15 protein-coding genes are annotated in these 15,332 nt (G+C 56.9%); 14 read left to right on the top strand and 1 reads right to left on the bottom strand.

Annotation, left to right across the window (positions count from 1 at the left end; translation table 11 throughout):
* Window positions 1-14: 14 nt before the first annotated feature.
* Window positions 15-1,138 (bottom strand): IS3 family transposase gene (locus tag RCH91_RS19840; RefSeq protein ID WP_306536930.1). Its coding sequence is split into 2 segments (ribosomal slippage): window positions 15-886 and window positions 886-1,138, totalling 1,125 coding nucleotides; the frame shifts between segments, so codons are not numbered across the junction.
* Window positions 1,139-1,252: 114 nt separating this feature from the next.
* On the opposite strand from RCH91_RS19840, the gene RCH91_RS19835 reads away from it, so the two are divergent.
* From RCH91_RS19835 to RCH91_RS21525, 14 genes are all read left to right on the top strand, one after another.
* Window positions 1,253-1,573: a hypothetical protein gene (locus RCH91_RS19835; protein ID WP_306536928.1), complete on the top strand. Its 321-nt coding sequence runs from the start codon at window positions 1,253-1,255 to the stop codon at window positions 1,571-1,573.
* 1 nt (window position 1,574) lies between these two features.
* Window positions 1,575-2,261: a hypothetical protein gene (locus tag RCH91_RS19830; protein ID WP_306536926.1), complete on the top strand. Its 687-nt coding sequence runs from the start codon at window positions 1,575-1,577 to the stop codon at window positions 2,259-2,261.
* Between the two features lie 178 nt (window positions 2,262-2,439).
* Entirely contained in the window at window positions 2,440-3,606 is a 1,167-nt protein-coding gene (locus tag RCH91_RS19825; RefSeq protein ID WP_306536925.1) for a hypothetical protein, read from the top strand.
* Window positions 3,607-3,883: 277 nt separating this feature from the next.
* Window positions 3,884-4,375, top strand: a complete 492-nt coding sequence (locus tag RCH91_RS19820; RefSeq protein WP_306536923.1) for a cytochrome P460 family protein — start codon at window positions 3,884-3,886, stop codon at window positions 4,373-4,375.
* Between the two features lie 100 nt (window positions 4,376-4,475).
* Window positions 4,476-5,774 carry an alpha/beta hydrolase gene (locus tag RCH91_RS19815; protein ID WP_306536921.1) on the top strand — a complete coding sequence of 433 codons (1,299 nt, stop codon included), beginning with the start codon at window positions 4,476-4,478 and terminating at the stop codon, window positions 5,772-5,774.
* Window positions 5,775-5,840: 66 nt separating this feature from the next.
* Entirely contained in the window at window positions 5,841-8,111 is a 2,271-nt protein-coding gene (locus tag RCH91_RS19810) for a hypothetical protein (RefSeq protein WP_306536919.1), read from the top strand.
* Between the two features lie 268 nt (window positions 8,112-8,379).
* A complete protein-coding gene (locus RCH91_RS19805; RefSeq protein ID WP_306536917.1) occupies window positions 8,380-10,533 on the top strand; it encodes a fibronectin type III domain-containing protein in 2,154 nt (717 codons plus the stop codon).
* A gap of 150 nt (window positions 10,534-10,683) precedes the next feature.
* Window positions 10,684-11,559, top strand: coding sequence for a ribosome biogenesis GTPase YlqF (gene ylqF, locus RCH91_RS19800; protein WP_306536915.1), 876 nt, complete (start codon window positions 10,684-10,686; stop codon window positions 11,557-11,559).
* Between the two features lie 67 nt (window positions 11,560-11,626).
* Complete coding sequence (locus tag RCH91_RS19795; RefSeq protein ID WP_306536913.1) at window positions 11,627-12,862, top strand: DUF2252 domain-containing protein; 1,236 nt, start codon at window positions 11,627-11,629, stop codon at window positions 12,860-12,862.
* A 321-nt stretch (window positions 12,863-13,183) separates the two neighbouring features.
* Window positions 13,184-13,762 carry a class I SAM-dependent methyltransferase gene (locus RCH91_RS19790; protein WP_306536912.1) on the top strand — a complete coding sequence of 193 codons (579 nt, stop codon included), beginning with the start codon at window positions 13,184-13,186 and terminating at the stop codon, window positions 13,760-13,762.
* A gap of 38 nt (window positions 13,763-13,800) precedes the next feature.
* Window positions 13,801-14,442, top strand: coding sequence for a class I SAM-dependent methyltransferase (locus RCH91_RS19785; protein ID WP_306536910.1), 642 nt, complete (start codon window positions 13,801-13,803; stop codon window positions 14,440-14,442).
* Complete coding sequence (locus RCH91_RS19780) at window positions 14,439-14,768, top strand: CGGC domain-containing protein (RefSeq protein WP_306536908.1); 330 nt, start codon at window positions 14,439-14,441, stop codon at window positions 14,766-14,768. Before RCH91_RS19785 ends, RCH91_RS19780 begins: the two co-directional genes overlap by 4 nt.
* A gap of 9 nt (window positions 14,769-14,777) precedes the next feature.
* Window positions 14,778-15,065 carry a J domain-containing protein gene (locus RCH91_RS19775; protein WP_306536906.1) on the top strand — a complete coding sequence of 96 codons (288 nt, stop codon included), beginning with the start codon at window positions 14,778-14,780 and terminating at the stop codon, window positions 15,063-15,065.
* An 89-nt stretch (window positions 15,066-15,154) separates the two neighbouring features.
* A partial coding sequence (locus RCH91_RS21525) for a DUF998 domain-containing protein (RefSeq protein WP_373694414.1) occupies window positions 15,155-15,332 on the top strand: 178 nt, incomplete at its 3' end.

The raw sequence follows: 15,332 nt of genomic DNA, 5'->3' as shown, positions 1-15,332 counted from the left end.
TGACCTTCCCCCTCTTAGTGGGCCAGGTTTAGGTTAGTGTTTTCGGTCAGTTGTTCCTGGTTGAAAGTAGCTGCAAATTCTTCGGGCGTCATGTCGTTTAATGAACTGTGTGGTCTTTCCGAGTTGTAGTCCTGCCGCCAGTTTTCGATAATTTGCTGGGCGCTGTGCAGGTTGATGAACACGTTGTCGTTGAGACACTCATCCCGAAATTTGCCGTTGAAGCTTTCGATGAAGGCATTCTGGACCGGTTTTCCCGGCTGGATGAATCGGAGCTTGACCTTGTTGTCGTAGGCCCATAGGTCAAGGGCTTTGCTGATAAATTCGGGGCCGTTGTCCACAGTGATCACCTTCGGCAAGCCGCGGATCAGTGCGATGCGATCAAGTACTCGGGTAACGCGTTTACCGGTCAGAGAGTGATCGGCCTCCAAGGCCGGGCACTCTCTGCTGAAGTCATCGACGATGGTCAGTACCCGGAAGCGTCTGCCGCTGTAAAGGCTGTCGGAGACGAAATCCATTGACCAGTGCTGGTTGATCCCGCTCGGCCTGCCCATGACCACTCTGAGATGGCTGGTGCGCTTTCTGCGCTTCTTGAGACGCAGCGAGAGCCCTTCTTCCCGATACAGCCGTTCGGTACGCTTGTGGTTGATCAGGTAGCCCTCTCGCCGCAGCATGATGTGCAGCCGCGGAGCGCCGAACTTGCGGCGCTTTTGCGCCAACTCCCGCAGGCGTAACCTGATCTCGTCATCGTTTTTCGGTATCGCCTGGTACCGGTAACTGCTGCGGTACAGCCCGACAATAGTGCAGGCCCGTCGTTCACTGAGCTGGTGGTTCTCCCTGAAGTAGGCAACCACGCTCCGCCGGGCGGCAGGCGTTACCACTTTTTTGAGAGGACATCCTTGATTGCCCGGTTTTCCAGCATGGCGTCTGCAAGCATCTGTTTAAGCCGCTTGTTCTCGGTTTCAAGCTCTTTCAAACGTTTGGCGTCGGAGACCTCCATGCCGCCATACTTGGTGCGCCAGTTGTAAAAGGTGGCGTCGGATATGCCGTGGGTGCGGCAAAGGTCGACAATCTTCACCCCGGCTTGGGCCTGCTTCAGGATGCCAATGATCTGCTCTTCGGTGAATCGTTTCGGTTTCATGTCTAGTCTCCTTCGGGAGGTTCTAGACCGAAATCACTAACTTTGCAATGGCTCAGTTTTCGGGGGGAAGGTCATTGAACACTGCATTTCATGAACCAAAGGGAAAGAGAAGAAATGACAATCGAGGAAAAACAGAAATGTGCTGAAGTCTTCAAAATGCTCACCGGACAAGAGACTCAGCCCCAAGACTGGAACGAATCAGCCGCAAACCTCCTGGCAGAAATGGTTGCTAAGGTGAGAGATTGTAGCAATGCAATGGATTTTGTCCCCCGTCCTCCAGGCTGGAAACCGAATTGGACCTATGTTGTGAAGTACGTTTACGAGTCCCTAAAAAATAGGTCAACGCGGTCCGGAAATTACTATGAAGCATGCTTGACGGCCGTTGGAAGCGCCATCAAACGAAAAATCGAGATCGAACTACAGATAGGTAACTAACATGAGAACCAAAAAAATTAGCGTTGTCCTTGCTTTATTGATTTTATCCGGTTGCACCTGTAACGACAACTTCTCTGGCTACCGTTACAATCCTTTTCAGTTTAACTACTCCGAGTATCAACTTAAAGCGGAAGTTGCTCAAATACCCTCACCCAGCTTATCAGAAGCTAACGGTTCACCCATTGAGTTTTACGGCCTCAGCACAATACTGCCGCATCAATGGAAAACACTTGCAGAGTCTAAAACCATTGGAGAAGACAGAGTTGTTTTCAAGTCCGGTGGTAATATTGTTATGATATTTCGAGAGAAGGAGAAGCTTCTCGGTTGCGGGTATAGTGAGTTCAAGGAAGGAAACAAAGATTTTTGCTCAGCCTTCGAATCCACGGATGATTTTTACTGGAAGCTCTATACTCTGACTCCTGAACAAATTTCTAAAGAAAAGAGCGGACAAAAGTGGATTGTGCACAAAAAGGGTCATTTTTTTGAAGATATTGAACGAATTAAAATCTACAAAGGCCAGGGGGTTACTGTCTACAGAAGCGACTTTAAGCCGGACTCCCGCCTGAAAACCGAATTGATCATCTTTCACAAAAATCTACAGCCCGACTACCTCATAATTTCGACCACCATTAATGACGAAGAAGTAATACGAGCGCTGATCGCTTCCAGCGAGAAAGCCCAACCGTAACTGGTAGATTCTACTCGTAAGTGCACCACGTTTCCCTGTTCCGACTTCATTTTTCAGCAACGGGGTCAGGATAAGGTCCTGCACCAAACTCTTATAGAGGCTCACACCACCCGGCATGCAAGTCCGCACCGGGCGGTTCGCTGAAGTTATCGAACTGATCGGACAAGAGGGCGCTGAAATGACCGAACAATGCGAACAATACGCAAAGAACCGAGGTGATTTCGAACGCAACGAGCACAGAAATGTCTTCGTCATCCTCCGCTATGCGTCAGAGGAACCCTTGCTAGAGGTAGAGGCGGCAATAAGAGATACGTTGCGCCATTACGGGCTAAATGCCGTACTTGCCAGGGACGTGGCGTTTGACGAAGAGCTATGGGGAAACGTGCGCTTCTGTATGGATCATTCCCGGTACGGCATCGTTGTTTTCGAACGCCTGATCCAACCCGATCACAATCCGAATATTACCCTGGAACTGGGCTATATGCTGGCACTTCGCCGACAGTGCCTCATTCTCAAGGAAAGGTCTTTGCCGATTCTGAACTCCGACATCGTTGGCCGGCTCTATACGCCCTTTGATTCACACAAAGCGACGGAGACAGTCTCATCCGCTGTTGCTGCCTGGCTTCAGAGACTCGGGCACACGCCCGGGCCATCCGCGCGGACGATTACTGGAGCAAACCACCTGGAAGCCAATAAGGAGCGCACTCTCCGTATTATCGACGCTCTCTCGGGCGTTGAACACATTGTACGCCAAGCAGCCAGTTTGTCTTCGCTCGCCATCTCGGACAACGAGGTGAATGAGGAAGACCATGATGGGGAATACCAGGAGATGCTACTTCGTGAACGGCATAGGCTAGCGCACCTTCTGGCTCAAGGACGCACAGTTCGGGTTATCATATGCCCGGACGCGCAGATTGAACGTGTGGAACTCGGCCTCGTTTCTGACGAGTACGTGACGAGGAACATACTCCCGCGCTATGACCGGTTGATGAAAATGATCGAGGAACACGCTGACAACGATAAGCTTCAGGTGGTGTTTACGCTGCGATTGCCCCACGACAATCTCCTGATTATCGATGACAGCGTCGTATTCATCGGGCGCAAGAGACGTAGAGACAGGGGATTTCCCTATACAACGCAGGTGTTCGATCCTGCCGTAATACATGATGAAATCACCGAATTCGACGCTGTGTTCCATGATAACGTTGGCGCATTGCTCTCTTTGCAGCAGTTCACCGAGACAGACTACGGTTCTGCGACACTGAAATCTGCCGTGCTCGAAAAGCTCAAGACATCCAAGAAGCGGATTCAAAGCATTGTTAAGCGCAACCGCTCAAGAGCGTAACCTGACGAAGGCATCCACCGGATTCTGACCCCCGCCAACCATTACCTCCGAGGAGCCGTCGCTTGTCCCCCTTGAGTCACTTGCCCAAGGGATTTCAGGCGCTATACTTTCACCATCCTGCGATGAAAAGCTCAGGACGAGCCTGCTCCGCTGCGTGAAGCGACAGGGGGTATGCCAGGGACGGCACCTGACTTCTTCTTTTCTGAACATCCTTTCCCTGTTCCCAACTCTTTCCCTTCCTGCTTACGCTGCCCCGTGCCTGTCTCCGGAGGTGTTTATGAAAACCATCATGGGAACCCTTTTCGTCATGCTGCTGCCTGCCCTTGTCCTGGGGGGAGGTCGTCCGGTGGCGCCCAACGGCATCCCCCTCATGGAGGGGTACCGTGCCTGGCAGGTGATCGCACCGTCTTACCGGGAGGACAAGGGGCATATCCGGGTCATCCTTGGCAATGACACGGCCGTAAAAGCCATGAGGGATGGAACGCGCCCCTTCCCTGACGGGACGGTGCTGGCAAAGGTGGCATGGACTGCAACGAAACACCCGAAATTCCCGGTGGCTACGGTGCCGGACAGATTCGCCCAGGTGGAATTCATGGTGAAAGATGCCGGGAAGTACAAGGCAACCGGAGGCTGGGGATTTGCCCGTTTTGTGGGGGATGATCTCAAGCCCTACGGCAGGGATGCGAGTTTCGTGCAGGAGTGCTTCGGCTGCCACACGCCGGTGAAGGGTAACGACTACGTGTTCACGGGATTTGCCTCTGTTCCCTGAACCCGTCATATATTGATTTCTCCGTTGCTCCGTTGCTCCGTGTTATTACAACTGCCGTTATCGAGACACACCATTCTGCAGGTTCTTTGGAGGTATTGATATGAGATGGTTTCCCAAGGGAATTATCGGCCTGGCGCTCGCAACCCTCTTGGTCGCCTGCGTCCGCAACGAGCCGTACCGGACCGTTTACGAGCCCTGCACCGTCGCCCAGAAAGGGGCAGAATGCAGAAAATCTTCCCTTGAACAGAACGATGAATACCTTCTCGGTTTCGTGGAATTCGACGACCAGGGGTGGTTTTGGGACAGGAAACAGGCCGATACGCTGATCGATCGCCTCCTCGAAAAGGATGAGCTGGAGTCCGGCCTCCTCATGGTCGTCTACGTGCACGGATGGCGGCACAACGCCTCGTTCGACGACAACAACGTGGCATCTTTCAGGGAGACGCTCAAACGGATCTACTCCTATGAGCACCTTGCCAGCCAGAGCGAAGGGCGGCCGGAGCGGAAGGTGGCAGGGATCTATGTGGGCTGGCGGGGCCTTTCCGCAAATGTGGAGCCGTTCAGGACGTTCTCCTTCTGGGATCGCAAGAACACGGCTGACAAGGTTGGTCACGGCGCCCTGACCGACCTCCTGGTGCGACTTGAGGAGGTACAGTTCTCCCACCTGAAAGTTTACGACTCGACCAAGAGCAGGCTGGCCCAGACCAAGCTGATCGTCGTCGGCCACAGCTTCGGCGGGGAGATGGTATACTCCGCCCTCTCACAGATCCTCATCGACCGATTCTCAGGGGATGCGGAATCGCCGCAAACCTTCGGCGATCTCGTGATCCTGGTCAATCCCGCGTTCGAAGCATCCCGCTTCACCCCTCTCCACGACCTGGCCGGGGTGAGAAAGTGGTACGCCGACGGTCAGCTTCCCCTTGTGGCGATTTTCACCTCGGAAACGGATCAGGCGACCAAGGCGGCATTCCCCATTGGACGCCATCTCTCAACCCTCTTCGAGAAATACCGTCCCGACGGCGACGTGCAGAAACAGGCTGACCGGCAGGCCGTTGGGCATTTCGCGCCGTACCGGACCCACGAGTTGCGCCCACGCCCCGCGGCTGAAGCGGCTGCTCCCCAAGCCTCGGAGGCCGAGAAAAAAGTGGCCGATGTGACCGATTTCCGCAATGCCAAGTCAGCGCGGCAACAGTGGATCGACCTTTCGTCCCGCAATGGATGGAGCCTGGATCTGGGTAGTGCCAGGCTCACACACCAGGGGAAGTCGCTCCCCCGCAATCCCCTGTACGTGGTGGCGGTCGACAAGCAAATCATCAAAGACCACGGCGATATCTGGAACCCCAGGTTCCTGGATTTCATGCGGCAGTTCATCCTGTTCACGACCATCGTCGAAGAATAACCGAAGCGTCGACCTGGTCGTACGAACCGCCGACAGCTATCTGCAATCAACCACCGGAGGCCCCCCATGAAAGCCCGTTTCCTCGCCCCCCTGCTCCTCGCTCTAGCCATGACCGGCTGCGCCACGCAGAAGCAGGCGGGTCTCTCCCTCGACACCGTATCGCAGGCGGCGTCCGCCGTTCCGCTCTCCATCACCGAAGCCCAGGTCATCACCGACAACGACGCAGCGTTTCTCTCCAAACTCCGCATGGTCCGGAACGCGCAGCGCTCCATCGACATGATGTATTACCTCTATGCCGACGACCATAGCTCGTCGGTGCTGACCTCCGCCCTCATGGACGCGGCCCGGCGCGGGGTGACCGTGAGGCTCCTCGTCGATTACCATACCAACTACAAGCACCTCGACCTCTTCTCCCTCATGGAAAAGGAGGGAAACGGCAACCTCCGGGTGCGGTTCTATAACCGACCGACACGCAACATCATCAAGGACGCCGTTTATCTGACGATGGGATGCTCTCCCGAGGCCGCGGCGGCAAAACCCGAGGCATGCAGCAACGAGAAATTCGCCGCCATCGACAAGCTCTTCGCTGACGAGGTGGTCAGCGGCAGGCCAGCGGCGGACCGGAACATCTCCAACCTCGCCATCGGAAATTCGGGGCTCTTCCTCTCCGGACTCTACTCAAAGCGGGGCGACGTGATGGCCCTCGCCGTCCAGAGCGGACAGCAGATCGACATCAAGAGCCTTGAGGGTGGCGCATCATCCACAACTCCCGAGCAGAAAGAGCAGCTGAAGCGCCTCGGCAAGGCCTACTGGGAGTCGAGGACCGGCACACCGTTCCAGCGGCTGGAATCAAATGCGGAGCTTTTCTTCGCCTTTACCATGTATGGCGGCCAGCTCAACCCCATCAAGGAGACCGTCACCTCGCTTCTGCCGGTGGACAGGAAGCTCTCGGACGACGAACTGCGGGACTGGGACCACCTGACCGACTACCTCCACCACAAGCTCCTCCTGGCGGACGGCAAGGAGCTCCAGATGGGTGGGAGGAACGTGGAGAACTCCTACCACATGCGGCCCAACCCGTTGACCAGCAAGTACGTCTTCATGGACACCGACATCCATGCCCTCCTTTCGCAGGGGGGTGACGCGGTCGCCACGGCGTTCGATGCCCTCTGGAATTTCGACACCATGGTGGCCTCGCTGGCCGAGGTGCGCCAGCATGCTCCCAACGACTTCGTCGTCACCATGAAATATGCCGAGAAGGCCTGCGTCGGGCAGACCGGAAAGGATGAGCGCGACGCCTGCGTCAGTAAGGAACTGCAGGAGACCGCTCCCTCCCTGGACGAACGGATGGCGGACTGCCGCAAGACCATGGAGGAGAACGCCCGCGCCTACAACGAGGCCTACCTCCCCACGATTCCGAAGCAGCCGGTGCAAACCTTTGCCGTGGACAGCGGCAGCGTCGTCGCCTATCTCGAAAACCTTCCGTTCAACAAGGCGCTCCCGCCGGAGAAGCGGCTACGGACCTACGGCGCCCCCGCTGGCCAAGAGGCCAATAATGGAAAATACATCCACGACATCTGGCTCAAGGAGATCCCGGCGGTCTGTGCGGCTGCCACCCCTGACGCACCGAAGCGGCTCATCCTGCATAACGCCTACTTCTTTCCCGCCGCCAACCTCACCCATGAGCTGAGCCGGATGGTGAACGGCGATTACGACTGCTCCAACGTCACCGTGACGGTCCTCACCAACTCCATCCAGACCACCGACCTCAACGTGGTGAACCTCGCCGCCCGCCACGTTCTCAAGGCGTTCACCGAGTTCTACCAGCAGCAGAGCGACCCGGCCAAACGGGCGAAATTCGACTACTACGAGTACCTCCCCCGCCCCGATGAACCCCTGTCGCTTCACTCCAAAGTTTCGGTGTTCGGGGACGACGTCACCATCGGCTCGGCCAACGCAGACGTGCGCAGCTTCATGATGGACAGCAACAACGTCATGCTTGTCCGCAACGCCCCAGGCTTCCTCACAGAATACCTCGCCTTCGTGCAACGGCTCCTCGACGACCCGGCGCGGACGAAGAAGCTCAACGACTATTTCGCCACCACCCCCCGCGACGCGATCCTCCAGGAGGATCTGGCCACCTTCCGGCAGATCCTCGCCAAGTACGGAGTCGACAAAAGACTAGACGAGGAGCAACGGAAAGAAGCCGAAACGCGCTTCGTCCAGATGCTCAACGACGCCTACGAACTGACGAGGGGATCCATCGACACCGCAAGCAGCGCCGCGAAGCGGCGGGAGACCCAGGACACGTTCAACGGGGAGTTCAAGCCGATCTGAGGATTAGAGCAGGCAAGAGCGTGAGCAACAAGGCACGAAAAAGGCGGGGTTCGAGACCCCGCCTTTTTCGTTGCAGCCCTGGATGGAGAGGGCACCGCTCTCGCCCCATCCCCTCAGCGATTCCCATGCCTGGCAGCCTCTTGATTTTGACAAGGAGGCGGCTCGGTGATGTCGGTGATATAATTATAGAATAAGCAAGTTGTACGATTGGCTTTCGAAAGGAGTGAATATCATGTACAGACCAAGAATTTTCAGACACGTACTATCCATGGCTATGATCATTACCCTGCTGGCTTCCTTTTCAGCGTTCGCCCCTGCTTTTGCCCAGCCAACTCCGGCTTTGATCGAAGAGTGGCGCAACACGGACTATGGTTTTTCCTCACGGATGATGGCCACTGACGCGAACCATAACATCTATGTCCTCGGTGATACGGCCGTAGGCGATTACCTCGTCATAAAGAAGTTCAGCGCTGCTGGCGTTTTGCTCTGGCAAACCACGTACGATCCAGCGGAACGGCTGCGCGGGGTGTGGATCGCTGTAGACACGAATAGCAACCCTGTCGTACTGGCCTCTATGATTTCCGGCAGCAGCGCCACCCCTTCCGGGTGGCTTACGCTGAAATACGACCCCAACGGAGCCCTGCTGTGGGCAAATGGCCTGCCTGGCCCATTCCGCGATGCCCGTCGGGTGGCGATCGATGCAAGTAACAACATCTATGTGGCCGGGCGGATGTGGCTGACCAATTCCTCGGCCAATACTACCCTCGACTCGGTGTTGATCAAGTACTCCCCTGGCGGGACGACCCTGTGGACAGCGGTCTTCGACAACAACAGTGCGGTGGATGAACCCTTTTCCATGGTCATCTCACCGGACAGCAGCCGTATCGGGGTGGCGGGCATCAGCGGGAATTTGTTCATGGCACTCATGTATGACGCCAACGGCAACCGGTTGTGGGCGAATACCAACAGCAATGTCTACGCGGCCAATGACCTGGCGTTCGGTCCTGGAAATATCAGCTACTTCGCCGCCGGCACCTACTTTCCACAAGACCCGAACTCTTATCAGATGGCGATTGTGAAATTTGACGCGACGGGCAACCAGTCCTGGATAAAGAGCTACAGCGTCGGCGATCGGACTTTCCGAGTGGCGGTGGACTCCCAGGGAAATATCGTGGCTACCGGCATGGACGTAGTTGGCTACATGGACTGGATGACGATCAAGACGGATGCCAACGGCAACCTGCTCTGGTCGCACAGATATGACGCCGGCAGGAACAACGATGAAATCCCCACCATGCTGAAGCTCGACCCCTTCGATGCAGTTTACGTCACTGGTACCGGCGGGCCTAATCCAGGTTCAGGAACCCTCTCCTACCTGAAGGGCGTGGTCGCCAAGTACAATTCAGATGGGACGCCCCAGTGGGCGGCATGGGATGCGTATGCCGGCGGCAAGGCGATTGTTCTTGGAGCCGGAAATACCCTGGCGAGCCTTGGGTTTGGCTATCTGGTAACCACTCAGTACACCGAGACCGGCCTGCCGGATATTCCCCCGGCAGCACCGACAAATCTCAGCGGCTTTGCTTCATCTTGGGGTTCATCTTATGTGGTTAGTTTGAACTTTACCGACAATGCCACCAATGAATTCTGGGTAGAAGCCGAACGCTGCACAGGTTCAGGTTGCACGAATTTCACCAGAGTGGCTCAGTCGCGGGGGGAGAATGTGACAGGCCTGTCGGATACGACCATTACACGGGGCGTAACCTACACCTACCGGGTTCGGGCACGGGACTTCATGGGACTTTCAAACCCTTCGAACACGGTCGAGATCTCAGTACCTGCACCCAATCCACCCGTTGCGCCAAGCAACCTGACGTCGGCAATGAGCGGAACCAATGTGGCATTGAACTGGCAGGATAATTCGACCAATGAAAGCCAATTCTACGTTGAGCGTTGCCAGGGAGCAGGCTGTACCAGCTTCTCAGGCTTGGGCGCCAGCGGAGCCAACATACCCACCTGGACGGACTACAATGCTGCCGCGGGGCAGAGTTATTCCTACCGGGTACGCGCCTGGAACCTGGACGGTTACTCCCCCTATTCGAATATAGCCACGATCATCACCCCTGGCGACCCGGCACTGCCGGCTGCGCCAAGCAACCTGACTGCCGGGGCGCTCAGCAAAAGCCAGATCAGCCTGACCTGGACGAACAATGCCGCCAGCCAGGATGGCGTGAAGATCGAACGCTGCCGGGGATCGAATTGCACGAATTTCGTTCAGATCAAGACCGTGCCAGGGAGTGCAACAACCGATACCGATTCGGGCCTGGCAGCCAACACGGCGTATCGTTACCGGGTGCGTGCCCATAACCCGGCCGGCGACTCGCCCTATTCGAATATCACGGGAGCAAAGACACTGAGAAGGTAGGAAAAAGGGCGAGAAGGCGGTCAAGGCCGATCACTGCCAGTACTTTTGAAACAGCGCGTGCTCAGATTATGGCTTTGTCCGGGGGAGGTATGTGGTACTGTAGGTTTGGACAGAAACCGCCATTACTACTGCTATGGAAAGAACACGAATATGACGATCAAGTGGTATCCCGGTCACATGGGCAAGGCCCAGGAACAGATTTCCGAGGCGATTAGAAGAATCGACGTGGTTATCGAGGTCCTCGACGCCCGCCTCCCCGCCTCCAGCTCCAATCACCAGCTTGCAGAAATGCGCCGGAACAAGCCGTGCATCAAGGTGCTGAACAAGAAGGAGCTTGCGGACCCTGCCGTCACCAAGGCATGGGTCCGCACTTTCGAAACCGAGTCCGGGGTGCGCGCCCTCCCGCTGTCGGCGAAGCAGCACAGCGAGGTGAAGCAGCTGATCAAGCTCTGCCAGCGCCTGGCGCCAAACCGCGGCAGGCCGGGCCTGCCGGTGCGCGTCATGGTGGTCGGCATTCCCAACGTCGGCAAGTCGACCCTGATCAACACCCTGGCGGGAAAGTGCGTGGCCAAGGTCGGCGACAAGCCCGCCATCACCACCTGCGCCCAGCTGGTCGACCTGCGAAACGGCATCACCCTCTCCGACACGCCGGGACTCCTCTGGCCCGACATGACCGACCAGGTGGCGGCCTATCGCCTGGCAACCAGCGGCGCCATCGGGGCCAACGCCCTGGACTACACCGTCGTGGGACTCTTCGCCGCCGAATTCATGATGCAACGGTATCCGGAGCTGCTCAAAGAGCGTTACAAGCTCCCGGAGCTCCCCGACAACTCCACCGCGGTCCTCGAAGCGGTCGGCCGCTGCCTCGGCTGCATGGCTCCCGGCGGAGTGATCGATCTGCACCGGGCAGCCGAGGCCTTTCTCCGGGAGCTTCGGGCGGGGAAAATCGGCCGGATCAGTCTCGAAGAGCCGGAAAAGGATGCCGGCGGGACAGAAAATCTCGATTCCTCGGAGCGAAGTGAATGAACACGTGCAAACACCTTCAAATTATCCGGATTTCCGCCTGAAACCCTGGCAGCCGTGAGTATCCGCCATGGCCCATGACCTCACCGTCAAATCGATCCTCCGCTGCAACGCCGGCCGCGACCCGGAGCGGCTCACCCTTAAGTACCGGGCCATGCGGAAAAGCCCTCTCGGCTTCCTGCGGGGCACCAACCACCTCTTCTGCGAGACCGCTCCCGACTCGCCCCTGCTCCGCGCGGCGCCTGCCGTCTGGTCCTGCGGCGACCTCCACATCGAGAACTTCGGCAGCTACAAGGGGGACAACCGGCTCGTCTACTTCGACATCAACGACTTCGACGACAGCGCCCTGGTCCCCTGCACCTGGGACCTTCTCCACTTCATGACGAGCGTCCATGCCGCGGCAGAATCCCTCGGCTTCGACCATGACGCGGCATCCCGCCTCTGCACGGAATTCCTGACCGCCTACACCAGCGCCCTGCGGGAGGGAAAAGCCCGCTGGGTCGAGCGGGCCACGGCCCAGGGAATGGTGCTTAAACTCCTTAAAGGGCTGAAACGGCGCAAACGGTGCGACTTCCTCGACAGCCGCACCGTCAGCCGCGGGAAGAAGCGCAGCATCCGCACCGACACCGGCAAGGCCCTCCCCGCCACCAGGGAAGAGCGGAAAAAGATCGCCGCGTTCATGGCTGGATTCGCTGCGCAGCAGCCGAACCCCGGCTTCTTCACCCTCCTCGACGCGGCCCGCCGGATCGCCGGCACCGGCAGTCTCGGCACCGAGCGGTACGTCCTCCTGGTGGAGGGGAACGGCTCGCCGGACGAAAACTACCTCCTCGACCTGAAGCTCGCGTCCCCCTCCCCCCTCGCCCGCCGCTTCGCCGCGCTCCAGCCCCCGTGGCAGAGCGAAGCCGAGCGGGTCGCATGGGTCCAGCGCCAGATGCAGGCCATTGCCCCCGCGCTCCTGCAGCCGGTGGAGCTGGAAGGGCGATCGTATGTCATCAAGGAGCTCCAGCCCTCCGGGGACAAGGTGGAGCTCGACCAGTGGAACGGGAAGATCGAACGGCTTGAAGACATGATGACCACCATGGGGGAGATCACCTCTTGGGACCACCTCCGGGGGAGCGGCCGCAGAGGGGCGGCCGTCGCCGACGCCTTGATCGCCTTCGGCGAGGATGATACGTGGCCGGCTCCCCTCGCCACCCTGGCACGGGAGTGTGCTGCGCAGACCAGGCGGCAGTGGGAGGAGTTCTGTGCAGGGTACGATGGGGAGGTTTTCGAGATTCGGCGGACGGCTGTCCAGCAAGGCTCATGATGCCTGAGGAGAAAACAGTCGCGAAGTTGAGCTTTCGGCGGGGTTTCTCGGGAGGCTGCTGCATGATGTTTTCCCCGGATTTTTCAGGGGCAATTGCCGGGAGATAATTCAATCATTCTAATCGGCTAGCTTGACTGAACGCGTTTTATATCTCATACTTCGGGCAAAAAACGCCCATTTCTGGCCCTATTAGGGGTCTACTTCACACTGTTTCAATATTTTAATGTGCATAGACTAAATATCCAAAATGGGCAGATCACCGGTTCACGCGCGCGCGTGAACTGCTCATTAACGAGTTGAACACAGCAGAAGGAGAAACCCATGAAAGTCCGTGACAGCGGCATGCCCGACGAAGAAATGTGGACCGGTTTTTTTGAGCCGTCCAAGGTTCTGGCTGTTTTTGGTCTCGACCGTGGAGTACAGAATCTGGTGGAATTCGGTTGCGGCTATGGAACCTTTACGCTGGCGGCCGCCGGGATTACTTCGGGAACCGTCCATGCCCTGGACATAGAGCCGGAAATGGTGGATGTCGTCCGGCAAAAATGTGACGATGCCGCCATTACCAACGTCCAGGCAGCGGTGCGCGATTTTGTTACCGAGGGAACCGGACTAGCCGACAAATCCATGGACGCTGCCTTGCTCTTCAATATCCTGCATCACGAAGAACCGGTAGCCTTGATGAAAGAGGCCCTCCGAGTACTTAAACCAAACGGTATGCTGGCTGTTATTCATTGGAACTACGACCCCACGACCCCGCGCGGTCCGGCCATGGAGATTCGTCCCAGACCCGAACAGTGCATCGAATGGGGAAGGGAGGCCGGATTCCGTTTCAACGAGCGAAACCGCTACGACCTGCCGCCGTACCACTACGGGTTGCTTTTCAGAAAACCTTTTGCCTGATGAGTCCCATGCTGCCTGTGAGTCAGCCGAGAAACACAATGACAAGTGCGACACCTTTCGATGAACATGCTATCGATTACGACGTTTGGTTTGAGAAGCATCCCGATCTCTACCTGGCAGAGCTGGAGGCAGTGCGCAGTTTCATTCCTGCCAGCGGCAGTGGAGTCGAGATTGGCGTAGGTACCGGGCGCTTTGCGGCACCTCTTGGTATTTCCCACGGAGTGGAACCAGCGCCTCGGATGGCTGAACTGGCACATATGCGAGGGATTGAAGTTCTGGAAGGCACCGAAGAAGCCCTCCCACTTGCCAACGGCAGCTATGATTTCGCCATCATGGTAACGGTCGTCTGTTTCCTGGACGATGTAGCCCAGGCATTTCGGGAAGCCTGCCGCATCCTCAAGCCGAATGGAACTCTTATCATTGGATTCATCGACCGGGAGAGCGAACTGGGGCAGCACTACAACCAGAAAAAGGAACAGAACCAGTTCTACCGTGACGCTACCTTTTATTCGGTAGGCGAACTTGAAGAATTGCTGACCAAAGCTGGCTTTTCCGACTTTACACACCGGCAGACCCTGATGCCGGGAGAAGCAACAGGACTGGATGTCATGGAAGGTCATGGCAGAGGCGGATTTGTGGTCATACAATCGCACAAATCAGAAGGAGGAAGACCCATATGAAGGTAGGAATAATCCGTTGTCAGATAACCGAGGATATGTGTCCCGGAAGCACCGACTTCAAAGTAGCCAGAGAAGGGACGTTGGCCTTTGAGGAAACCGGCCCGGTAGAGATTATAGGGTTTCTTTCATGTGGCGGTTGCTCCGGCAAGAAAGCTGTGACCAGGGCGAAAATGATGGTTGACCGGGGGGCAGACGCCATCGTGTTTGCTTCCTGCATGAAAAACGGCAATCCGATCGGCTACCCTTGTCCACACTTCGCAGCCATCAAAGGGGCTGTTGAGAAAAAACTTGGAGCCGATACGAAAATCATCGACTGGACTCACTGAGATTCAACCATGACCTATTTCGACCTGCAGGAAGCGCTTCGAGTTCTGGGGCTGGGAGAAAGGGCCACCCTCAAAGAAATCAAAACCCGACATCGGGAGTTGGTAAAACGTCATCACCCGGATACCGGTGCCGTGGACGATCCTGATGCGATCCGGCAGGTAAACGCTGCCCACAAGATCCTTCTGGACTATGTCTCCGGATATCGCTTCTCATTTGCCGAGAATGAGTTCTACGAGCAGAACCCGGAAGCGCGGATTTTGATGCAATTCGCTGACGATCCGTTGTGGGGGAAGTAAAAAGGGAAATGTTCAACCAAGCGCAGCAGCGGTGAACCCGCTGTGCTCTCAGACGTTAACCAGCCAGAGATCATCCCTTTCCGTGTGATATGAGCCTACGAAAAATTGGCATTCTATGCGGTATCCTGGGCCCGCTCCTTTGGCTTTCACTCATCGGCGTTGCGGGAGCTATGCGACCGGAGTTCAATCACATCACGCATTACATCAGCGAGCTTGGGGAACGAGGGAGTTCCACGGAGGTCATGATGCGATATGCAGCATTCGAAT

The organism is Geobacter sp. (genome assembly GCF_030834625.1).
Taxonomy (GTDB): domain Bacteria; phylum Desulfobacterota; class Desulfuromonadia; order Geobacterales; family Geobacteraceae; genus Geobacter.
The sequence above is the reverse complement of the archived record's forward strand: the minus strand, read 5'-3'. Positions and strand labels throughout refer to the sequence as shown.